Source organism: Clostridium uliginosum (genome assembly GCF_900112485.1).
Taxonomy (GTDB): Bacteria; Bacillota; Clostridia; order Clostridiales; family Clostridiaceae; genus Clostridium; species Clostridium uliginosum.
This window is the reverse complement of the sequence record NZ_FOMG01000019.1, coordinates 1-25,022: the sequence shown is the minus strand read 5'-3', so window position 1 is coordinate 25,022 and position 25,022 is coordinate 1. Positions and strand designations below refer to the sequence as shown.

Here is a 25,022-nt window from a genome sequence, read left to right as displayed (position 1 = left end):
TATTTAGTATTTAGGAATTATAGGTGCATCTAAAAAATCTAATCTTGGTACATCTACCATTACTCCATCTTTGTCAGCTTCTTTTTTGAGTTCTGTAACTACAAGTCTTCCTATTTGTTTTCCAAGTCTTATTCCTTGTGATAAATCTGATCTAAAGTGTATTCCACCGTAAAGTCGTGAAATTGAAGCTTCTTGTGCTAAGGCATAAAGCTTACTTTTTTCTTTTGGAAAGTAATACGATAAAATTACTGCTGAGGCAGATGATACTACTGAATGACCAGAGGGATAAGTTGGAAATTGAGGAGTGGCTAATATTGTGTTTAGGCTTCTATCTAATTGACAAGGTCTTGGATAATCCCATAAATATTTAAAGTACCAAGTTAATATAAATGCATCATTAAGGGTATTTCCAACAGATGATAGTATTCTAGCCGATTTAGGTGGAGTTATTTTATAAGTGTTTATTAATTGAAGTGCAATTGGTATAATTTGATTTAATGGTACTCCATTTCCCCAATATTTAGCTATCTTAATTTGTTCTTCTGTTATATGAGCTTGTACATACTGAACCTCTTTAAGCTCTTCTATGAAATTCACATTACTTGGATTCATGATTTCCCATGAAATAGGTGATCCATCAAGAGTTGTAAATACTCCATTACCTTGATTTTTAAAATAATATAAAGGCCAAGAACCTGCTGTTGGATCAATTCCATGATAGACTTTAGTTTGTTCAGGATAAGGAATTTGTGACCATTTATTAAAACTTTGTAAAGTACAATTATCTAAAAGATTAAAATTTTCACACATAATCAAATCTCCTTTTATAAATAATTTAGCACATGAAAATAAATAACAAGTCCAAAGTTGCAATGGATATTTTTCATCAGGCAAGGAGATGAATTGCTCTCATAGCAGGCCTATTAGTTCAATTTGCCGATGAGCAGAGAACCAAAATCTATGATTTTGTGTAAATCGCTTACTCAGTGAGCGTATGCGAATCGAGCTTCCTATGATGGGAAATAGGCTGGCAAATGTACTTGTTATTTTTTTGATTGTGCCTTATCTGATGTTTATTAGTTGTAATACTCATATCTTATAAAAAGTGTGTGATAATAGGCACTATACCGTAGATAAGTTCTTCTAATCGTAAATGGATATCTACACAACTCCACCAAATATAAAAATGACTATATAATATATAATATTTACATTATGTACATTTGTTACATTTTAATAAAGTATAAGGCACATGAAAAAAAATAATAGACCAAAGATGCAAAATAGACGAACATACTGGTCTATTATATAATAATATAAACACTTTTCTAAAACATAGCGTAATTAATACAAAGAAATACCACCTCAGAGGTAAACTTCTCTCTAAGATGGTATTTTTTAAAAATTTTTAGTAATTATGTATTGGCGAATCTATTGGAACATCATATTTATTGTAAAGTTCATCAGAATCATCATTATCAGAGTCATTATCGTAGTTATCATCGAATTCATTAAACTTATCATCATTAGATGAATGATTATCATATCTATTATTATTATTATTATTATTATTATTGTTATTATTATTGTTGTTATTATTATTATAGTAATGTTTTGATGAATGGTTATAATAATTAGAATACTTTGCAATTGTGAAAGTCATTAATAATAGCATAATTATTAAATAAATAAATGCAGAAATAAAAGCTGCTACTATATTAGTTTCACCTTTAAAACGAATATGTCTAAAATAATATTCTCTTTTTATATTATAAGAATTATTTTTAATCTTTTTAATTCTTTTATTTACATGCCTAATATAAAGATTATTTCCGAATATACCCATTAAAATAGATACAATAAAACTTACAATACCTAAAAAGAAAGGTAACAACATGGCAATAAATATTTTTAAACAGAGTAATAGTATACCAGGAAGATACATTTTTCTATATAATAACCAACAACTAGAAAATAAAAAAGCTGGCCAATTCCAAGAACCAAATTTATTATCAGTCTTAAATATGTTGAATTTTTCTAAGTAATAGTCCTTTTTTTTATCTCCAACAAAAGCAATGAATTCTTCATCTGTTATATCAATATTATTTTCATTAAAAGAGTAATTATATTGATTAGTACTTTTATTTAAGTTTGGATGTTTATTGTAGTCAATTTTATCATTTATATTATTAGTATTTTTGTTGTAACTATTATCATTTTCATAAGTATTGTTATTAGTAATTCCTAAATCTTTTCCACAATGTGGACATTTCATTATTATTCCCCCTAATTTTTAATAATAGGTAATTAGTGCTAAGATAAAGTTATGCTTTAGGTTTATTTCATATGCCTTAAAATAGCTGATTTTAGCATTTAGAGTTATTTCTTTTAAATTACTAAGTTAAAGGAAGTGTTTATCTAAAGTTATTACGCAGTTATATTTAGGGTGTAGTAATTTAACTCTGGATGTTACTTTATTAATAACTTCTTCATCAGTTAATGTTTCTTTAAGAGAAGAATTAAGAACAATATCAAAGATAAGATTCTTAACTTGTCCTTCACCAACTATTCTAAAGTCATGAATAGAGTCGATATATTCATATTCTTCTATAAGCTCTAAGATTTCATCATGAGCTTCTTTGACTTCACCTTCAATAATGCATATTGGATCCATATGGATTACTAAGTAAATTTTAAGTTCTTCTGAAATTTCCCTTTCTGCTTTATCTATAATTTCATGTATTTTCATTATATCAATATTAGATGGTATTTCAGCGTGAATAGAAGACATACATTTGCCAGGACCATAATTATGAACTATCAAATCATGTACACCTACGATATTTTTATAAGATAAGACTTTATCAATAATTTCATTAACAAGTTTAGGATCAGGAGCTTCTCCTAAAAGAGGATTTAGAGTATCTTTAATTAAAGAAAAACCTGAATAAACAATAAATCCTGCAACTATAAGTCCAATGAAACCATCTATTGGGACAGAAGTAAACATTGATGCAAAGAATGATATAGCAACACAACTAGAAGTAAATACATCGCCTAAAGCATCTACAGCAGCAGCTTTTAAAGCAGCTGAATCAATTCTATTGCCTACGAATTTATTAAATGTTGAAAGCCAAATTTTAAGAAAAATAGAAACTAAAAGTAAGATGAAAGGAATAACCTCAAATCTAACTATTTCAGGATTCATAATTCTTGTAATTGAAGATTTAATAAATTGAAGTCCAACCAGCATAACCATAAAAGCTACAATTAAAGCTGAAAAATATTCAATTCGTCCATGTCCAAAAGGATGTTCCTTATCGGCAGGTTTGCTTGCAAGTTTAAAGCCTAAAATCGTAATAAAAGAAGATGCAGCATCAGATAAATTGTTAAAAGCATCTACAATGATAGCAATACTTGATGCAAAAAATCCAACAGAAAGTTTAATTGAAAAAAGAATTACATTTATAAGAATTCCAATAACTCCACCAAGAATTCCATAAGAATTTCTAACCTTATCGTCTTTTATATTAGAATTATCTTTAATAAACGTATTAACTAGAAATTCACAAAACATAAAATCACTCCAATCATACACAATAAGTATAGTTTAATACACTAAAAAGTATTTGTAAAATAGACTATAATATTGACTTGTTATTTTTAGAATACTTAATAGGAAGATTTGATAAAAACAGTATAATTTGATACTATTTAGTAGGTAATAGTAATGTAGTTAGACATATTATTTTCATGTGCCTTATAGAAAAGAAATATATTACGCTATGGTTTAGTATAGTGTTGATATTGTAATATAAAGCTCATGGACGATGAAGTTTATATTACAATATCAACTTTTAATTAAAATAAATCAATATATTAAAAAATAGGGGGAAATCATTGTGAGTATAACAACAGAATTATTAGATTTTATAAATGACAGTAAAAGTGCATTTCATGGAGCTTACGAAGTAAAGAATATTCTAGATAAAGAAGGATATCAGGAAGTTAAGGAATGCGATAAATGGGATTTAAAACAAGGAAACAAATACTATGTAATGAAAAATCAATCTGCAATAATAGCATTTGAAATAGGTAATGGAAACATAGAAGAAGAAGGCTTTAGATTAATAGGAGCTCATACAGATTCACCAGGATTTAGAATAAAGCCAAAAGCAGAAATGCAAGTAGAAGGACATTATTTAAAATTAAACACAGAAGTTTATGGTGGAGCAATACTTAGCACATGGTTTGATAGACCATTATCAATTGCAGGTAGAGTTACATTAAAAGGAAAAACTCCATTAAAGCCAAGAGTAGAATTAGTTGATTTAAAAAAGCCAGTTTTAATAATACCAAGTTTAGCAATTCATATGAATAGAACTATTAATGAAGGATATGAATACAACAAGCAAAAAGATACATTACCACTACTTACAATGGCAAATGATAAATTAGAAAAAGATGGATATTTAATAAAATTAATAGCACAAAGTTTGAATGTAGAGCAAAAAGAAATCTTAGATTTTGATTTGTTTTTATATGAATTTGAAAAAGGATCAATAATTGGTATGGAAGAGGAATTTATATCATCAGGCAGATTAGATGACCTTTGGATGGTTTTTGCAGGACTAAAAGGACTTTTGCAAAGCAATAAAACTAAAGCGACAAAAGTATTAGTTGCATTAGATAATGAAGAAATAGGAAGTCTAACAGCTCAAGGAGCAAATTCTTCATTATTAGAAAATATATTAGAAAGAATTACATTAGCTTTAGGAAAAGATAGAGAAGACTTTAAGAGAACATTATCAAATTCAGTGATGATTTCAGCAGATTTAGCACATGCACTTCATCCAAATTATATTGAAAAACATGATCCAACAAGTAGACCAATGCTTGGAAAAGGTCCAGTAATAAAAATTGCAGCATCAGGAAGCTATTCAACAGATAGTTATGCAGCTTCAATATTTAAAGAAGTTTGTAACAAAGCAGAAGTTCCATGTCAAGAATTTGTAAATAGATCAGATGTAAAGGGTGGAACAACAATAGGACCAATAACAGCTTCAAAATTAAACATTCCAGTAATAGATATGGGTGCACCACTTCTTAGTATGCATTCAGTAAGGGAATTAGCAGCAGTAAAAGATAATGAATACACAATAAAAGCATTTACAGAATTCTATGGAATTTAGGCACATTCAAAAGATAGATGTGTTTTTAAGAAATAGGGATAAGTATTTAGGCATATTAAAGAAAATAACAAGTCAAAGATACGACGTATATTTTGTGTAAGACAAGGAGATAAAGTCATCTCATAGCAGGCTATGGGATGACTTTACCGACGCAGTATGACGCAAAATAGACCAGCATACTGACTTGTTATTTATTTTAATGTGCCTTACTTCGTATTGCAGAAAATTTCTTATAAGAGTTGTCTATCATTTCAAAACTGAAAAGTGTTAAACTCGAGACAAATTCTCTCAGACAGTAACACTTTTCACCTTTAAAATGATGAAACTCTAATAAGAAATTTTTTGATGCAATATTTAGTAAAAGACTTATCCCTATTTCTTTTTGGAGATGAACTGTAAGCAAATGAAGCACTTTTTCACCCTAAAATGATGAAACTCTAATAAAAAATTTATTAATGCATCTTGCGTAAGTATAAATTCTATTTCTTTTTGGGACTAATCAATTGATTTTGTATAGTCTATAGTTGTTACATTAATACCTTTGTCTTCAAAATTCTTAATTTCTTTTTGTTCAATATCACAATCAGTAATAAGATGAGTGATTTCATTTATATCTCCACTAGAGAAATTGTGATGTCTACCTACTTTTGAACTATCAGATAAAATATATACTGGACCGCTACAACGATTTATCATTTCATGATTTATTAATGTTTCTTGAAGTACTGAAGTACTTATTCCAGAATCAGAAGCGATACCACTAACCCCTAAGAAACATTTATCAGCCGTTATTTTAGAAAGTATATAAGTGGCAAATTCACCAACTAAAGATTGTTTTCTTTCATAAACTTGCCCTCCAGTTAACACTAATTCAATATTAGGACCAATAGTTGATTGAAGTACCTTACCATTGTTAGTCACAACATTAACTCTTTTAGAATCCAAATATTTTAATATTAAAAGTGCTGTGGAACTTGAATTTATAAATATTGTATCTCCATCTTGTATTAAATCAGCGGCATATTTTGCAATACAATTTTTTTTGAGATTACGTTTTAAATTGATATCTTTTTCTTCAATGATATTTTTATTATCAATATCAGTATCTGCATTATTTAATAATTTTGCGCCACCATAATATCTTATTATTAAACCTTCCTCATCTAATGCTTGCAAATCTCTTCTTAAGGTAAGAGGAGAAATTTGCAATCTTTCTGCTAATTCGTTAGTACTAATTGTTTCATTTGTTTTTAAATATTCTAAAATTTTATCTCTCCTTTTAGAGACTATGCTTTGTGTCTTTTTCATATCTATCGTCACCTTTACCTAATATTTTTATATTTAATTTTATTATTTAAAGAAGTTTTACTTACTTTGTTATTCTTATTATAATGCAAATAATCATAAAGTTCAATCCAAACATTCAAAAAATTCAAATATAATAAAAAATATTAAAATAATTCAAAAAAAGCTTGAATTAAATGAACTATTGATGTAATATAAAGTCATAAACAAACAAAACATTCAATAAACGAAAAAACAAAGGTTCAAAACATTCAAAACATAAGGTTCAAGGTAAAAATAAAATTAGAATATTAAAATTTAGAAACAACATACACAACATACATAAAATAAATATAATTTTTAGGGGGAAATGAAAAATGTCACAAGTAGAAAAAATAACAAGAGAATCATGGATACTTAATACTTTTCCAGAATGGGGAACTTGGTTAAATGAAGAGATAGCACAAGAAAATGTAAAACCGGGTACTTTTTCAATGTGGTGGTTAGGATGTACAGGAATATGGGTTAAATCAGAAGGAAGTACAAATATATGTATAGATTTTTGGTGTGGAAGTGGAAAGAAGACAAAAGCAAATCCATATATAAATTCAGAACACCAAATGGCTAGAATGTGTGGAGGAAAGAAACTTCAACCAAATTTAAGAGTAGCACCTTTTGTATTAGATCCATTTGGCATTAAAGAAATAGATGCGGTTTTATCAACACATGATCATAATGATCATATTGATGTAAACGTTGCAGCTGCAGTTATGCAAAATTGTGATGAAAGTATTCCATTCATTGGACCACAAGCATGTGTAGATAAATGGATTGGATGGGGAGTGCCAAAGGAAAGATGTATCGTTGTTAAACCAGGAGATACAGTAAAAGTTAAAGATATAGAAATAGTTGCATTAGAAGCATTTGATAGAACAGCATTAATTACAGCACCTCCAGAAGGAGATTTAAGAGGAACAATGCCAATTAATATGGATATTAAAGCAGTTAACTATTTAATAAAAACTCCAGGTGGAAATCTTTATCATAGTGGAGATTCACATTATTCAAATTATTATGCAAAACATGGAAATGAACATAAAATTGATGTTGCATTAGGATCATATGGAGAAAATCCAAGAGGAATTACAGATAAAATGACATCAGTAGATATCTTAAGAATGGCAGAATCATTAAATACAAAAGTTGTTATTCCATTCCATCATGATATTTGGTCAAATTTTCAAGCAGATACAAAGGAAATATTAGTATTATTTGATATGAAGAAAGATAGATTACAATATAACTTCAACCCATTTATATGGCAAGTAGGAGGAAAATTCACATTCCCAGTAGATAATGAAAAGAGAGAATATCATTATCCAAGAGGATTTGATGATTGCTTTGAAACTGAAATAAATTTACCATATACATCATTCTTATAAGGAATATTCAAAGAGGGCTAAGATGTTCTTTAGCCCTCCATTTAAAAATAGGGGGAAGAAGATTATGTTAAAAGGATTAATTGAGAAAAAAAGATATTCATTTCATGAAGGATTTGAAAATTGGGAGGATGCAGTTGAAGCAGCATGTAAACCTTTAATAAAAGAAGGCGCGATAGATGCATCTTATGTAGATTCAATAATAGCAAACGTGAAAAAATATGGACCATATATAGTTATAGCACCAAATATATGTATACCACATGCACAAGAAGGTGTAGGTGTTAATGAAACATCAATTTGTTTTATGAAAACTGAAAAACCAGTTCATTTTAGTGATGATCCAGAACAAGATGCACAATTATTTTTTGTATTAGCATCAACTGATAATAACATACACCTAGAAAATTTATCTAATATGGTTGAGTTAATAGATGATGAAACCATTGTGAAGAAATTACTTCAAGCTAAAAGTGTAGAAGATTTAGAAGAAATACTTAAAATTACAGAAGAAAAATCAGTATAACAAAACAATAGGATAAAAATAATAAGATTAAAGGATTCAATTTAAAAAAAGAATAATTTTATTAAATTATTAGGGGGAATTAAAAATGGATATACTAATGTCGATATGGAAGTTTTTCCAGGTTAATATTTTGACTAACCCAGCATTTTTTATTGGTTTTATAGTACTAATAGGTTATTTATTATTAAAACGTCCAATTTATGAAGCTATAGCAGGATTTATAAAAGCAATAGTTGGTTATTTAATCCTTAATGTAGCAGCTGGTGGATTGGTAAGTAATTTTAGACCAATACTGGCAGGATTAAAAGATCGTTTTAATTTAACGGCAGCTGTTATAGATCCTTACTTCGGACAAACGGCAGCACAATCAGCTATAGAAAATATAGGTAGATCATTTTCACTAATGATGATGGTACTTTTAATAGCATTCATTTTTAATATAGTTTTAGTATTGTTTAGAAAACAAACAAAAATAAGAACGGTATTTATTACAGGTCACATAATGGTGCAACAATCTTCAACTGCACTATGGATAGTATTATTCTGTTTCCCAGAAATAATTGATACACAAGCAGTAATTATGCTTGGATTATTACTTGGAACTTATTGGGCAGTATCATCAAATCTTACAGTTGAAGCTACTCAAGAATTAACAGAAGGTGGTGGATTTGCAATTGGTCACCAACAAATGTTTGGTGTTTGGCTTACAGATAAGATTGCAGGAAAAATTGGTAATAAAGAAAAATCAATTGAACATCTTAAATTACCTGGATTCTTATCAATCTTTAATGACAACGTAGTAGCGACTGGTATATTAATGATGTTCTTCTTTGGAATAATAATGGGGATATTAGGACCAGATTTATTACAACAAATTGATAAAACCTTTAATCCAGATAGAAACTTTATGTTTTATATAATGGAAAAATCATTAAACTTTGCAGTTTACTTAAGTATATTACAACTTGGAGTTAAAATGTTCGTTTCAGAACTTACAGAATCATTCCAAGGTATTTCAGATAAGATTTTACCAGGATCAATGCCAGCAGTTGACTGTGCAGCAGTATATGGATTTGGTCATGCAAATGCAGTAACAATTGGTTTCTTATTTGGAGCATTGGGACAATTTATATCAATTATAGGTTTAGTAGTATTTAAGAGCCCAGTATTAATAATTACAGGTTTCGTACCAGTATTCTTTGATAATGCAACATTTGCAGTATTTGCAAATAAAAAAGGTGGCTTAAAAGCAGCAATTATTATTCCTTTTGTATCTGGAATTATCCAAGTATTAGGAGGAGCATTTGCAGCTTACTACTTTAAATTAGCACAATTTGGTGGATGGCATGGAAACTTTGACTTTGATACAGTATGGCCAGTAATTGGAGTGCTAATGAAGAATTTCCAATATGTAGGATTTGGAATTGTACTTATAGCATTACTAGTTATACCACAACTTCAATATAGAAAAAATAAAAAGGGATATTTTAAGATAGCAGAAGATTATGACGAATATCTTAGTGAAATGGGAGCAGAATCATAATTAACAAAAAAATTGTTCACAATGCAGGAGGGAAGAAGTTCCTTGAGAGTTTTTGAAAGACACGTTTAAAGAAATTTTCAAGGAATTTCATCTACAATTGTGCATTATCAAATGTTGACTAATTAAGGAACATTCAAAAAATAATAGATCAGTATGGTTATCTATTATTAGATACCTAACTTAAACAAAATATAAGAATAATTTATAATTGAGAATTTAAAAAATAAATTTTGAGGGAGATGTTCATAATGTTAAAAGTAATAGCAGCATGTGGAAGTGGAATGGGATCAAGCCAAATAATAAAGATGAAAATAGCAAAGGTTTTTAAAAAATTAAATATAGATGTATCGATTCAACATAGTAGTGTTGGAGAAGCTAAAAGCCAAGCATCAAATTTTGATGTAGTATTTTGTTCACAAGTATTAATGTCAAACTTTAAAAGAGCTGAAGATTCAGGAACTATAGTTATAGGATTAAAAAATGTTTTATCAGAAAAAGAAATTGAAGAGAAAATAGTAGAAAATGTAGTAAATAAAAAATAATAATTAGTAAATAAGAAGATAATGGTATTTTATAAATAAAATAGTCAATAAAAGATAATTTAAATATATATGTTGTAATTAGAAATCTATATGATTTTAAGTCCTTCAGTGGTAAATTTCATGAAGAAATCATTTTACAACATATATATTAATATGTAGCAAATAAACAATAGTTAAATTGGAGGAGTAAAGTTATGAAATTTGAAAAGAAGTGTTTAACACTATTACATAGATGTTATGCAACTAGTAGTACTATTGTGGATGGAGAAAGAAAAATATTACTAGCAACTGAAGGCGAAGGAGATTGTTATAGCTATTCAGGAGAAGATTTTAAGCAATCAACAGTTTGGGATGGTCCTGGTGGAACAATGTCAATGATACCTGTACCAGGTAAGAATGGAGACTTTTTAGCAGTACAAAATTTCTTTCCAACTTTTCAATCTGAAAAAGCTACAATTGTTTGGGCAAAACCTGAAAAAGATGATAAATGGACAGTAAAGACTTTATTAGATCTACCTTATGTTCATAGATTTGATATATTAACTGCTAACGGAGTAAATTACTTTTTAGGCTCAGTTTTATGTAACTCAAAACAATTTAAAGATGATTGGTCAGATCCAGGTAAAATTTATGTTGGAATTCTACCAGAAGATTTAAATGAGCCAATAGAACTTAAAGTTATAAAAGAAGGATTAACAAAGAATCATGGATATTGTAGAACTACTTGGAATGGCAAGATGGCTGGAATAGTTACGTCTGAAGAAGGTGCATTTGTAGTTACTCCACCACAAAGTTTAGAAGAAGATTGGACTGTAGAACAAATTTTAAATAAACCAATCAGTGATATTGCAGTTGTAGATATCGATGAAGATGGTGAAGATGAATTAGTCACTATAGAAGATTTCCATGGAGGAAACTTCTTAATTAATAAAAAGATTGATGGAGAATATAAAGTAATTTATAAATATCCTAAAGAAATGGACTTTGGACATGTTGTTTGGGGCGGAAAATTAAGAGGAGTTCCAAGCATAATTGGTGGATATAGAAGAGTTGAAAAAGAATTATTCGTAATTCAATGTGAGGATAAAGAAAAACTTACATTTAAAACAGAAGTTATAGAAGCTGGAATAGGTCCAAGCAATGTAGCTGTTGTACATGATGAAGATAGAGATATTATAATATCAGCAAATAGGGAACTTGGAGAAGCTGCACTATACTTTGTAACTGATTAATTAAAGTGAAAATTCAAATCCTATATTTAGATATTTCTAGGAGGAATAAGTATGTTAGAAGAATTAAAAAAAGAAGTTTATGAAGCAAATATGCTTTTACCAAAATATAATTTAGTAACTTTTACATGGGGAAATGTTTCTGCAATAGATAGAGAAAAGGGACTAGTAGTCATTAAACCATCAGGTGTTGATTATGAAAAAATGAGTCCAGAAGACATGGTGGTAGTTGATTTGGATGGAAATGTTGTAGAAGGAAAATACAAACCATCATCAGATACACCAACACATGTTAAGTTATACAGAGATTTTAATTCAATAGGAGGAATTGTTCATACTCATTCAAGGTGGGCTACAATATTTGCTCAAGCAGGAAGAGATATTAAGGCATATGGTACAACTCAAGCAGATTATTTCTATGATGAAATTCCTTGCACAAGAGATATGACACCACAAGAAATAAATATTAATTATGAATATAATACAGGCGGGGTAATAGTTGATACGTTTAAACATATAAATCCATCGCATGTACCAGGTGTTTTAGTTAAAAATCATGGACCTTTTACATGGGGAAAGGATGCTATGGAAGCAGTTCATAATGCAGTTGTCCTAGAAGAAGTTGCAATGATGGCATGGAATACAGAAATTTTAACAAATAAGACTATTGAAGCTATGCCAAAAGAGCTAATGAATAAGCATTTTATGAGAAAACATGGACCAAATGCTTATTATGGACAATAGTTGATACCTCAGGGATGTAATAATTGTAATTACGACCTTTGGTATGTAATGCTTGGAGTGTAGGTCATATTAGAAAAAATAACAAGTCAGTATGTTTAGAGTAAAACTTTAGATAAGAAGGTGATTTTATGAAGGAATATACATTAGGATTATATGAAAAATCAATGCCAACTTCTTTATCATGGGAAGAAAAATTAAATTATGCAAAAGAGTATGGATTTGATTTTGTAGAAGTTAGTATAGATGAAACTCAAGAGAAATTATCAAGACTTGATATGACAAAGGAAGAAAGAAAAGAACTTGTAGATACTATGTTTAAATGTGGAATGGAAATAAGAACAATGTGTCTTAGCGGACATAGAAAATATCCTTTAGGTAGTATGGACGAAGCTACTAGAAATAAAGGAATTGAAATAATGGAAAAGGCAATAAATTTAGCTTCAGATTTAGGAATTAGAATAATTCAACTAGCAGGATATGATGTTTACTATGAACAAGGAAATGAACAAACAAAAAAATATTTTGAAGAAAACTTAAGAAAATCTGTTGAAATGGCAGCAAATAAGTGTGTAATACTTGCTTTTGAAACTATGGAAACAGAATTTATGAATACAGTTGAAAAAGCTATGAAATTTGTTAATTTGATTAATTCTCCATATCTTCAAATATATCCAGATTGTGGAAATATAACTAATGCAACTTTGCAATATGGAACAAGTGCAGTAGAAGATTTTAATAAAGGTACAGGACATATTTCAGCTGTGCATTTAAAAGAAACAGTACCTGGAAAGTTTAGAGAAATTACTTTTGGTGCAGGACATGTTAATTTTGAAGAGATAATCAAAAAATCATGGAATCTTGGGGTACGAAAGTATACAGCAGAATTTTGGTATGTTGGAAATGATGACTGGAAAGATGTAATTAAAAATACAAAAAAATTTATGGATGAAAAATTTGCTAAGGCCTTAAGTTAAAAATAATATATATATGTTGAACTAAAGATTCTTAATCAAATTCACATAACACTCTAAATTTAATGTATATATGTTCTATGAAATATACTACATATAGTTCATTACCCTATAATAAACTAACTGTAGAATATTAATTAGAACTTATATACATTAATTTTTACAACATATATACATTAACGATAGATTATTTGGGTAATCTATTATTAAAATAATTAGGCATGTTAAAAAATAATAAATCAGTATGTTAGTATATTTTGCGTCATACTGTGTAAAAAAGTTTAGTTAATAGATAAACTATGAGCTAAACTTTTCTTCTTGATTGATACAAAATATCCGTCGCATATTTTATTTGTTATCTTATACATGTGACTTAGAGAAAAATATTTACTTATAATTTTTTTTATCTAAGTTAATTAGTATAGATTAATTGAGAAAATTTCCTATATAAGGTATAATACACTTGGAAAAGTTTTCGAGGGGAGGGATTTTTGCTTTGAATTTATAAAGGTTATTATTACTGATAATGATAATTAGTAAGTAGATTACTAAGTAGGATTTTATTTTAAGACAAGCTGTTAAAATGCAGTAGAAAGGTAGCAATAAAGTTATCGTGTATATAATTTTTATATAATTTCAGCAATTAAGTATTATGGAAAATAAGTTTAAGAGAATTTTGACTTTAGTTATGGTTATGGTGTTTTTGAGTGGATTTTGCTTTCAGGCAAGTGCATATGCCGCTACGAGTAATAAAAAAAATAATAGTATTTTAAATACCAATAAGGTAGGTACTAATGGAAGTGAAATAGACAATGAATTAGATTCAACACATGGTGATGTAGATAATTCGAAGACTTCAGTAAACAATGATGGGACAAGTAGTAATACATTAGACTCATCAGCGAGTTCTAAGGAAAAGACTTCAATTAATAATTCAGAAGATAAAACAGATGAAACAACAAAGAAAGTTTCAGATGACAATTCACAAGTAAATGAAAACAAAACTGGCTGGGGAGTAATTAACGGAAAGAGATTTTACTTTAATAAAGAAGGTATGTTAAAGAAAACTGGTTGGTTTGAAATAGATGAATACATATATAAAGGAACAGAAAAAGATCCTAAAATTGCTCAAGCTGTTTTAATAGAGAATAATAAAATACAAGATAAAGAAAATGGTACAAGCTTAGAGAATCATTCAAAGGTAGAATTTGATCCAAGTAAAGATTCAAACTATGAACTTCATAGAAATATTTATTATCTTGATAGTGATTATTCTGCTATGACTGGCTGGCAAGAAATTGCTGGCAAATGGTATAACTTTAATGATTTTGGAATCATGAAAACAGATTGGATTGGTATTGATGACAGATGGTACTATTTGAATAATGATGGCACAATGCAAACTGGATGGATGAAATTAGGAGCAGACAAATATTATCTAACTGAATCAGGATCTATGGTAAGAGGCAAAGTAAATATTGATGACAAATGGTACTATTTTAATGGTAGTGGACTATTACAAACAGGAGTATATTTAAAAAATGGTGTTCAAAGTTACTCCACTAAAGATGGAGAAATGGTGTCTAATAAGTGGATAAGCATAAACAATAATCGTTATTATGTTAAAGCAAATAGTGAATTAGCTATTGGTGATGTAATTATAGATGGTAATATGGAAAGCTTTGATGAAAATGGATTATATATAGGAAGAGGAATAATGAAAGAACATCTTTATGTTAAATATTTAGATGTTGGAGATGCTGATTGCATATATACAAAGCTTCCAAGTGGAGAAACTGCTTTAATTGATACTGGATATAACACTAAAGACAGTGAAACCAAATTAATCAATTTCCTATCAGGTCAAAATCTTAAAGAAGATGAGGATGGAAACAAAATAATAGATTACGTTATAATAACTCATCCACATTCAGATCATATTGGTGGGTTATTAAAAGTACTTAAGAAGTTTACTGTAAAGAAAGTTTATATGCCTAAGTATAGTCATATAGAGGATTGCTCAGAGACAAAACTAGATGGTTTAGATGATGATTCAATTAAAATTATGAATAATGATTATAAGGTATACAAAAAAACAATGGAATTTATGAAAGAAAATAATATTGAATTATTAGATGCAACTCAAGGAACAAAAATAGATGAAGAGGGTATACTAAAATTTATTCAAATAGATAAAGATTATTTTGATTCAAGAGATAAAAGAGCATCTGCTAAATATTGGTCAATTAATAATCAATCAGCAGTTGTATATTTAAAATATGGAGATTTAGATGCCTTATTTACTGGAGACATACAATGGGCTGCAGAAAGAGATATATCAAAGTATGATCTTTTAAAAGGTGCAAAAATAGATGTACTTAAGGTATCACATCATGGACTTGATACATCATCAACTTGGGATTTTATATGTTATATTGGAGCAGATATTGGTGTGATGACTAGAGCAACTAACAGCATAGCTAAAGATATTGCATATAATAATTTGATAGCTGGAGGAGTAAGTATACTTGAAGCCAGTGAAAAAGATGGAGTTTCATTATATGCAACAAAACAAAATTGGAATATTCAACATTAGGCACATGAAATAAAATAATAGACGAGCTTACTGGTCTATTATTTTTTTGAATGTGCCTTAGGAAATAGAAAAGGCGCTGTCTCAGAATTATCAAGTGAAGTAATAACAAAGAAATAGAAATAACATTTATTAAAGAAGAAACTCTAAGCTTATTTTTCAATGCTTCTTCCATAAATGTTATTTCTATTTTTTTTGAATATACATCATATCATTAAATGATTTGCATTATGAGACAACCCCTTTAATTTGGTGAAGATGGGTATAGGAGTTAATTGAGTTTTATATTACAATATCAACACTCTTTAACATAGTAAAATAGTTAAATTTTAAATACTGATACTGTGTCTAATAGTTTATCTACGCATTCTTTAGTTCTATATGTTTGATTTACAAATTCTTCTGTCAAATGAACTACATCTGTTGCTTTAGTAGCAATAATGCTTGTACCATCAGCACCTTCATTTGTTGCTAGTGCTACTTCATCTATAGCTGAAATTATACTTTCAGTTGAATGAAGCAATTTTTCTGAAGTTTCACTAATAGTAGTAACTAAATCATTAAATATACTTGAATCATTTTTATATTGTTCTCCTGTATCAACAAGCTTAATATAATCATCGACCACTTGATTGCTAATAAAATTAATAACTTCATTAGAACTTTGCTTAAGTCCATTAACTGCTTCAGTTACATCTTTACTTATTTGTTGAATTTTAATTGCTGTTTCTTTTGAATTTTCAGCAAGTCCTCTTATCTCATTTGCTACAACGGCAAACCCTTTCCCAGCTTCCCCTGCTCTTGCAGATTCTATCGCTGCATTTAAAGCTAAAAGATTAGTTTGAGAAGTTATTTCTAATATTTCATCAGTCAAAACATTTATTTGCTCTACAGCTTTAGATTTTTCTAAAGACACTTCCAAACTTTTTTTAAGTTCATAAGTTATATTATTAGATTTTTCTTGAGATTTTATTGCTGAAGATTTAAGATTTACAGCTCTTTCTTTTATTTCTTTTGCAGTTTTTCCACCACTTTCTACATTTGAAACCATATTACTTAGCATTCTGCCCATTTCTGTTGATGAAGAATTTATTTCTTGTACTGAAGCTGCAGTTTCTTCCATACCAGCTGATAGTTCTTCTGTTGTTGCAGATACATCAGATATTTTTACATTTAAATCTCCAATTTTTTCATTAGTAGTATTTATAGAATCTAGTACTATAGTACATTCATCTTTAACGCCTCTTATTATATCTCTATAAGATTTTTTCATTTCATTCATTGAGTTAAACATTTTTCCTATTTCATCTTCTTTGTTTAAATAAACATTATCAAATTCTATAGTAAGATCACCTTTAGATAATAAATTTAGTTGACTTTCTGCATATTGTATCCCTTTTATCATTTTCTTAATTACTAATACAATTACTAAAATAACAATAATTAAAGATATAATTGCTATTGTTATAACATTTTTTAGTATGTTGTTATATCCTTCTAATATGTTTTGTTTTGGAATTTGACTGCATAAAATCCAATTCGTATTAGTTCCTTCTAAATTAACTGGATTTGATACCATTAATACATCTTGATTTTTTGTAACAGACTTTCCATAAGTCATGAAATCTTTTCCTTGTGATGTTTCATTTATAATGTTTTTCCATGTTGCATTATTGCTTTTAGCATCTTTCATTACTAAACTTGAATCTTCACCACTTGCTACATAAATTCCATGATTTGATATTAATTCAACAGTTCCGCCAAGAGGTTTCTTATCAGATATAATTTTATTTAATGTATCAAGATTATAATCTATTGATATTACACCTAAAAATTTATTACTTTTATCGAGGATAGGTATTGCTAATGATGCCATTTGAATATCTTTTCCATTAATATTATAAGTAGTTGGTTCTGTAATGTATGTTCCATTTAGCTCTTTAGGTTTATTATACCAAGTCATTTCTGTTTCAGAATTGTAAGCCCCTTCTACTACAAAAGAATTATCTAGTCTGCTTACATATGGTATAAACATACCGTTTTCACCAAATTCAGGTTTGCCCTTGTATAAAGAATCTTTTCCATCAAAAGCATTTGCTTCAAATGCTACTGTTATCCCAAAAACTTCAGGATTCATAGTTAAAGTTTCTTTTTGCATTTCTATGATAGACTCTCTATTTTGTATACCTGATTCCATTTGCTTAGTTACTGCACTTCTTAATCCTTTAACTATAATTTCAAGATTTTTAAAATTTGATGTAATCTCAGAAGTATATGATTTTGATGCTTCTTTTGCTAAAACTTCGCTTTCATTTATACTTTGTGATCGCAACTGAAGTAATATAGTTGAAAATACTCCTAAATAACATATAAGTACTATAAGTCCTATGCTTATACTAATTTTTGCACCTAAACTAAGTTTTTTCATAATTTTACACTTCCTTTGTTTTCAATTTTTACGCTCTGTTTTAATAGAGTGTTTATATTGCACACTTTTGTGAAGCGTGTATTAGAATTCGACTTTCAGAACTCTTAAGTGAGAGTCAAAAGGTGTAACAATATCAACACGGCTTAAAATAGGGCCAATTTTAAAGTTATATAGTATACATTTGTAATACATAAAATAAAAATTAAGTAAAAAATTATCATTATTTTTTTGTCTTTAATATATTATATCAATAATTATTTATATTTAATATACTAAGCAGTAGTATTGCTCTACATTTAAGACAATATAACTATTTTTTATTTAATTATCGTCAATAATCTACAATACAGTAATAAAATTGAATATAAAAAAGGTGGAGAATTAATTTCTCCACCTTTTTGTTTAGGGGTGAATTTTTTCAAACATCTAATGTTTAAATTAGCTGTTACAGTGTTTAATATAACTTTGCTCTGGATGGGGTGAGTTTAAGTCAAAGTATTCTGTTGATCCCATATTGTCTGTGTAGTCAAATTCAGGACAGACAATGTTATTAGAGGCAATATCATCTACTGCTGGATTAGGTATATAAGTAGATACTCCACATGAAGAACTTTTTATATCATCATTATCTGGATGATAGTCTGTTCTTACCTTTGGAAGATAAGGAGACTCTTCTTTAGCCATAGAACATGTCACTTCCTTAATTTTTTTATTTGAAATATCTGAAATAATAATGTAATAAAAGAGATTTAGGCACATGAGAGAAAATAATAGACAAAGATGTGCCTTATATTAAAGATAACCATTGTGTAGAAGCAATAATATTGACAATATTATTATTTGAAATAAATAAAAATTAATACTAGGTTAATTTTGTAATATATTTAGATAGGCATATGAAAGAAAACAACAAGACAAATATCCTAACATACTGACTTGTTATTTTTTGAATATTCCTAAGCTATAGTATAAAAAAGAGAATATAAGAAATAAATTGATACTTTTATCAGTAAAATAAGAAATATTTAATTGGATAATTAAAGAATAATATGAAAATAATATTAATATAACTAAAATTATCTAAGAAAAAGAATTAAATATAATGAAAAATATAAAAAAACAGACAAAAAAGTATAAAGTATGACAAAAAAGGACCGAAATATAAAAAAGTGGCTGTATTATGTATCGAAAAGTAAATGTGAAATAATATTCCATAGTTAAAATGGATTATTAAGTTTTTCACGTGAAACTTTTACAAGTAATTCAAAACAAAAGGTAAAAATCTTGAATTACAAAAGATAAAAATTACAAACACAAAAGATGAAAAATTTTAATTGAAATGATTAAAATTAAAAATTACGAAAAGATAAGGGGAGAAAAAAATTATGTTTAAAAGAGCAAATAAAATAACATCATTATTAGTAGCTGCTGCTGCTGTAGTTTCATTAGTACCAGCAACTGCTGCTAACGCTGCAGATGTAAAGAGAATAGAATCAAAGGAAGGTACTGTTTACAGTGCTAAAGCATACAAAGATGGATCTTTCGTTATTGATGGAGACGTTAAAGAGAAAGGTACAGATGCAGTATACTTCTTAAATGCTGGAAAATACACTCAATTAGAAAATGTTGATTCAGGATCAACTTTCACAGGAGCTTATGGAGACAAGTATCTTAATGTTGACTCTGGAGATTACTTTGTTGATTTAACAAATGGTAAAGTAACAGATGAGAAGTTAGCAGAAAACAACGCTGATGATGCTTCAATGGCTTTAAGAAAGAAAGTTAAAGATAAAGTAGATGACAGATACAGTAATGATGCTGCAAATGTTACATTAACAGAATTAACAGGAAACAAGTTTGGTGAAACTTGGTATGGAACTACTTATACTGCTACAAAAGCTACAAATAATGTAGCTATTGGTGGAAACTTAAATGTTTATACTGATGCAAAAGGAAACTACATCGATGCTGATTATAACTTAGGAAAAGTTAAAGTTGAAACAACAACTGGTGCTTCTGTTAAAACAACAACAGTAGACAATACAAAGGATGCCTATGACACTGCTGGAGTTACTTCAGGTACTGTTGAAACAAAGCAATTGTCATCATACGTTTCAGCTTCTACTGTAATAGGACAAGATTCTAACAATATTTATAGAACAGCAACTATTACACTTAAAACTACTGGTGTAGCTACAATAACATCAGTTAATGGACTTACTCTTGATGCTACAAACTGTGCTGCTTCAGGTAAGACATTTACAACAACTGATAATAAAACAGTATCATTTAATGTTATCCAAAAGATATCAAAAGCTCAAGATTCAGGAGATGTTGATGGAGCTAAATATTCTAAATCAGTAACTAACTATGTAATATCTGACGATAAGGGTGTTAATAGCAAAACTTTACTTTCTGGTGCAAACTTCAGTATTGCTGGCGGAAAAGTTATTGCTTGTGATACAACAGTTACTGGAAAAGTAGATGTTCAAACAATAGACTTAAAAGTAAGCAAAGGATATACTTACACTGACATCACAAATGTTGATGCTGAAGATGCAAAAGCTGTAGAAGTAGATGTTGATGGAAATGTATGGAGATTAGATGGTGGATACATTTATGAATTTAATAACGATAAAGATTGGGATAAAGTTTATAAAGTAGACGGATCAATGAATGAATTCTCAGTTTATAATAAAGACAACATGGTTGCTTGGAATCAAAAAGATGAAGTTTATTCAGTAATCGGAAACAAAACAGAAGAAGAAAAGCCAGTTGTAACTACTAAAGGATGGGTACAAGCTACAGATGGTACTTGGACTTATGTTAAAGAAGATGGAACTAAAGCTACTGGTTGGTTAAACTTAAATGGTACTTGGTACTACTTAAAAGATGACGGAGTTATGGCTACTGGATGGACTAACGTAGGAGGAAATTGGTACTTCATGCAATCATGGGGAGCAATTAAGACTGGTTGGACTAATGTAGGAGGAACTTGGTACTTCATGGAATCATGGGGCGGAATGAAGACTGGTTGGTTAAATGACAATGGTACTTGGTACTACATGCAAGCATGGGGCGGAATGGCTGCTAACACAACTATTGATGGATGCAACCTAGGAGCTAACGGAGCTTGGATCAGATAATATAATATAATATTAAAAAATAGGGATTTTTATCCCTATTTTTTTTGCATATAGACGTGTTTTTAGAAATATATAGATTATAAAAGCCACTATTAATTTAAATTCATTTAGAATCTCTAGTATATATTTAGAGGTTAACCATGTAAATAATGAATTATATTAAATAGAGCATATATAAAATAAATTGTACCGTATTATTCAATAAAATGTACCCTATAAGATAGGCAATTAATAAAAAGTCTACCTTGTAGGGTTCTTTTTATTTAAAACAATAATACAATGGAATATAAAGTAAAAAAATTCTTTTTTATGGATAAAAATTAAGTGTACTTAAATTTTATATTAGAAAAATTAGATTTTATAAGAATAATATTACAAAAAAAGTACCTAAATTAGGAAATTGGGTTGTAGTATATAGTGATTATTAAAAATAAACATATTTCCTAATTAATTTTTCTGAGTTTAAAAGTAATACTGCTAAAGAATATTAATTAATTCTTTAGCAGTATTATTACGGTTTAAATTAGCTTTGTTATTTTCATTCAAGTTTCTAAAGATAATATTTTTTAGTCTTTAAAAACTTATCTTAAGCTCTTAGTAATCAGGAGTTACACTTCTTCTAAAATATAAATTCTGACAAAAAAATTAAAAAAGGTACCCAAATATAAAATTTGATTTGTATTATATAGCAGAAAAGTAAAAATATGAAATATATTTTATATTACTTTTAATATAATAAAAATTGTAGTTATAAGTACAGTACAATATTCAATTTTAAAAGAAATAAGACTTAAGACTTAAGGTTTGAAAATAAAAATCAAATAAATTAAAAAGTTTACACAATTAAAGTTAAAAATTAAATAAATCAAAAAGTTCACACAATTAAAAAGTATGCAACTATATAATTTAACAAATAAAAGATTGAACACTTAAGAAGCTACAAAATGAAAATATAACAACAAGCATAAAAAACACAAAAATATTTATTTTGTAGCATGCATATAATTAAAATAATACTGAAATAGGGGGAAATAAAATGATTAAAAGAGCAAACAAAATAACGGCGGGATTAGTTGCAGCAGCAGCTGTAATTTCATTAGTTCCAGCTACTGGGGTTAATGCAGCTGATTATAAGAGGATAGAATCAAAAGATGGTACGGTTTATAATATACAAGCTTACAAAGATGGAACTTTTGTTATTGATGGAGATGTTGTTAAAGAAGACAATGATGAAATTTACTATTTAAAAGATGGTAAATATACTCCGTTAGAAGATCTTGATTCAGGAGATGATTTTGATGGAATTAAATCACAAAAGTATCTTAAAATACAAGATGGAGATTATTTTGTTGATTTAACAAATGGTAAAGTAACAGATGATAATATCCAAGAAGATAATGCAGAGGATGCAGGAACAGATTTAAAAAAGAAGATAAAAAAGGATACAGATGGAAGATATTCAGAAAAAAGTGAAGAATATAAAATAGCAGGTGATTTAGCATATGGCTCAGAAGCATTTCCAAAATTAGATGGTAAAGAGATTGCAGGAAATAAGTATGGAGAAACTTGGTATCAAGTTAAATATGCATCAAAGGGTATTGAAATAGAAGGTACTGGTGATTCTGCTAAAATTAAGAAAGGTACATTCTACAATGTATATACTGATGCTAAAGGTAAATACATTGATGCTGATTATAATATAGGTAAGATTAAAGTTCAAACTACAACTGGTAATGGAGCCACAGTTACTTTAAAGAATACTGATACTGATAAACTTTTTAAGGATGACGATATTCAAGTATCAATTAGTAATGCAAAAACAATTGCACAAGATTCAAATAATATTTATAGAAGAGCAAATATAATTGTTACAAGTGTAGATAATATAGAAAAAATAAATGGTACTAAATTAGATGCTACTAATAGTATTACTACTACTGCAGCTGCTAAAGTTACTGTGGATGGTAGTCTTGATGGGGCTGAAGATGGTTATACATTTACTAAAAGAGATGGAAAAGCAACACTAGGAGAATATAAAGGATGTAATACTGTAGAGTTTAAAGTTATTCAAAAGATATCAAAAGCACAAGCGTCTGATGATGCAGACGGAGCTAAATATGCAAAAACTGTAACTACTTATATAGTTTCTGATGATGAGGGAAAGAAAGATGAAATTGAGGATTCTTTAAAAAATTCAACAGATCTTGCATATAGTGTTGTTAATGGAAAATTAATTGCATATAGCAAAAATGCTCATGAAATTCAAACAATTGAATTAAAATCAAAGAGTTCATATTACTATACAGATATCCAAAAAGACTGTGATGATGAAATAGAAGGTATTGATACAGACGTTGACGGAAATGTATGGAGAGTAGATGGTGGATTCGTTTATAAGTGGGATAACGATGAAGATTGGGATAAAGTTTATAAAGTAGATGGATTAATGTCACATTTATCAGTTTACAATAAAGACAACATGGCTGTTTGGAGCGATGATGACGATGAAGTTTATTCAATAATCGGAAACAAAGACAAAGAAGATGAAAAGCCAGTTACAGATGCTAAAGGATGGGCACAAGCTACTGATGGTACTTGGACTTATGTTAACGAAGATGGAACTAAGGCTACTGGTTGGTTAAACTTAGGTGGTACTTGGTACTACATGAACGATGACGGAAAGATGGCTACTGGCTGGAAGAACGTTAATGGAATTTGGTACTATTTAAATCCAATTTCAGATGGAACTAGAGGAGCAATGAAGACTGGATGGATTAATGATAATGGAACTTGGTACTACACTAACGCTTCAGGTTGTATGCAAACTGGTTGGGTTCCTGTAAATGGAGCTTGGTACTACATGCAACCATGGGGAGGAATGAAGACTGGTTGGTTAAATGATTATGGTACTTGGTATTATTTAAATTCTTGGGGAGGAATGGCTACTAACACAACTGTTGATGGCTGTACTTTAGCTGCTAACGGAGCTTGGGTTAGATAATATAATATAATTATATTTTTAAAAAGAACATATTAGTACTACGGATACTAGTAAATAGTGATTAAGTGTTTATATCATTTCTGCAATAGAATTATGTCAAACTCAGCTAAAGCTTCAGACAGTGGCAAATTCTATAACATAAATGATGAAACACTAAAATCAATATTTACAATGTATCACTCCGTACTAATATGTTCTTTTTTTACGTATAGATGTTATTAAATTTTATAAAGTAAAAAGGATGAGTTTCTTATATACTCATCCTTTTTTGTTTTAAGCAAATAGCTTATAGACCAGCTAATAATAGTCAAGTAAATTTTAAAAAAATTCAAATATAAAAAAGTGCATATAAAACAAACCGTTTGAAAACACGAACGGTTACAA

Annotated in this window: 17 protein-coding genes; 11 read left to right on the top strand and 6 right to left on the bottom strand. The window is 28.6% G+C overall.

Going from position 1 to position 25,022, the window contains the following annotated elements:
- Nucleotides 1-3: 3 nt before the first annotated feature.
- The 3 genes from BM027_RS12260 to BM027_RS12250 all read right to left on the bottom strand — a co-directional run bounded on the left by BM027_RS12260 (nt 4) and on the right by BM027_RS12250 (nt 3,577).
- Nucleotides 4-810, bottom strand: coding sequence for a vanadium-dependent haloperoxidase (locus BM027_RS12260; RefSeq protein WP_090092188.1), 807 nt, complete (start codon nt 808-810; stop codon nt 4-6).
- 598 nt (nt 811-1,408) lie between these two features.
- Nucleotides 1,409-2,275: a DUF2628 domain-containing protein gene (locus tag BM027_RS12255; protein WP_090092185.1), complete on the bottom strand. Its 867-nt coding sequence runs from the start codon at nt 2,273-2,275 to the stop codon at nt 1,409-1,411.
- Nucleotides 2,276-2,401: 126 nt separating this feature from the next.
- Complete coding sequence (locus BM027_RS12250; protein WP_090092182.1) at nt 2,402-3,577, bottom strand: cation diffusion facilitator family transporter; 1,176 nt, start codon at nt 3,575-3,577, stop codon at nt 2,402-2,404.
- Nucleotides 3,578-3,902: 325 nt separating this feature from the next.
- Here BM027_RS12250 and BM027_RS12245 point away from each other — a divergent pair, with 325 nt between their 5' ends.
- Nucleotides 3,903-5,192 carry a M18 family aminopeptidase gene (locus BM027_RS12245; protein ID WP_090092180.1) on the top strand — a complete coding sequence of 430 codons (1,290 nt, stop codon included), beginning with the start codon at nt 3,903-3,905 and terminating at the stop codon, nt 5,190-5,192.
- A gap of 495 nt (nt 5,193-5,687) precedes the next feature.
- Here the strand turns inward: BM027_RS12245 and BM027_RS12240 are convergent, their stop codons facing one another.
- The gene (locus BM027_RS12240; protein ID WP_090092176.1) at nt 5,688-6,500 is read right to left on the bottom strand and encodes a DeoR/GlpR family DNA-binding transcription regulator; all 813 of its coding nucleotides are present in this window, start codon (nt 6,498-6,500) and stop codon (nt 5,688-5,690) included.
- Between the two features lie 353 nt (nt 6,501-6,853).
- Here BM027_RS12240 and ulaG point away from each other — a divergent pair, with 353 nt between their 5' ends.
- The 8 genes from ulaG (at nt 6,854) to BM027_RS12200 (ending at nt 16,066) form a co-directional block, all read left to right on the top strand.
- Nucleotides 6,854-7,918 (top strand): L-ascorbate 6-phosphate lactonase, encoded by a 1,065-nt coding sequence (gene ulaG, locus BM027_RS12235; protein ID WP_090092173.1) that lies wholly within the window; start codon nt 6,854-6,856, stop codon nt 7,916-7,918.
- 64 nt (nt 7,919-7,982) lie between these two features.
- Nucleotides 7,983-8,441 carry a PTS sugar transporter subunit IIA gene (locus BM027_RS12230; RefSeq protein WP_090092170.1) on the top strand — a complete coding sequence of 153 codons (459 nt, stop codon included), beginning with the start codon at nt 7,983-7,985 and terminating at the stop codon, nt 8,439-8,441.
- Between the two features lie 85 nt (nt 8,442-8,526).
- Entirely contained in the window at nt 8,527-9,984 is a 1,458-nt protein-coding gene (locus BM027_RS12225; protein WP_090092167.1) for a PTS ascorbate transporter subunit IIC, read from the top strand.
- A 248-nt stretch (nt 9,985-10,232) separates the two neighbouring features.
- Nucleotides 10,233-10,526 (top strand): PTS sugar transporter subunit IIB, encoded by a 294-nt coding sequence (locus BM027_RS12220; RefSeq protein WP_090092164.1) that lies wholly within the window; start codon nt 10,233-10,235, stop codon nt 10,524-10,526.
- A gap of 194 nt (nt 10,527-10,720) precedes the next feature.
- On the top strand, nt 10,721-11,758 hold the full coding sequence (locus BM027_RS12215) for a hypothetical protein (RefSeq protein ID WP_090092163.1): 1,038 nt from the start codon (nt 10,721-10,723) through the stop codon (nt 11,756-11,758).
- Between the two features lie 51 nt (nt 11,759-11,809).
- Nucleotides 11,810-12,499, top strand: a complete 690-nt coding sequence (gene araD, locus BM027_RS12210) for an L-ribulose-5-phosphate 4-epimerase (protein WP_090092161.1) — start codon at nt 11,810-11,812, stop codon at nt 12,497-12,499.
- 128 nt (nt 12,500-12,627) lie between these two features.
- Nucleotides 12,628-13,473, top strand: a complete 846-nt coding sequence (locus BM027_RS12205; protein ID WP_090092158.1) for an L-ribulose-5-phosphate 3-epimerase — start codon at nt 12,628-12,630, stop codon at nt 13,471-13,473.
- A 649-nt stretch (nt 13,474-14,122) separates the two neighbouring features.
- Nucleotides 14,123-16,066: an MBL fold metallo-hydrolase gene (locus tag BM027_RS12200; RefSeq protein ID WP_090092155.1), complete on the top strand. Its 1,944-nt coding sequence runs from the start codon at nt 14,123-14,125 to the stop codon at nt 16,064-16,066.
- Between the two features lie 319 nt (nt 16,067-16,385).
- Here the strand turns inward: BM027_RS12200 and BM027_RS12195 are convergent, their stop codons facing one another.
- Together BM027_RS12195 and BM027_RS12190 are read right to left on the bottom strand one after the other, a co-directional pair.
- Nucleotides 16,386-18,491 (bottom strand): methyl-accepting chemotaxis protein, encoded by a 2,106-nt coding sequence (locus tag BM027_RS12195; RefSeq protein WP_242943328.1) that lies wholly within the window; start codon nt 18,489-18,491, stop codon nt 16,386-16,388.
- Nucleotides 18,492-18,929: 438 nt separating this feature from the next.
- Entirely contained in the window at nt 18,930-19,175 is a 246-nt protein-coding gene (locus BM027_RS12190) for a hypothetical protein (protein ID WP_090092150.1), read from the bottom strand.
- Between the two features lie 701 nt (nt 19,176-19,876).
- On the opposite strand from BM027_RS12190, the gene BM027_RS12185 reads away from it, so the two are divergent.
- Both BM027_RS12185 and BM027_RS12180 read left to right on the top strand, forming a co-directional pair.
- On the top strand, nt 19,877-21,637 hold the full coding sequence (locus BM027_RS12185; protein WP_090092148.1) for an N-acetylmuramoyl-L-alanine amidase family protein: 1,761 nt from the start codon (nt 19,877-19,879) through the stop codon (nt 21,635-21,637).
- Nucleotides 21,638-22,673: 1,036 nt separating this feature from the next.
- Nucleotides 22,674-24,638: an N-acetylmuramoyl-L-alanine amidase family protein gene (locus tag BM027_RS12180; protein ID WP_090092146.1), complete on the top strand. Its 1,965-nt coding sequence runs from the start codon at nt 22,674-22,676 to the stop codon at nt 24,636-24,638.
- Nucleotides 24,639-25,022: the final 384 nt, after the last annotated feature.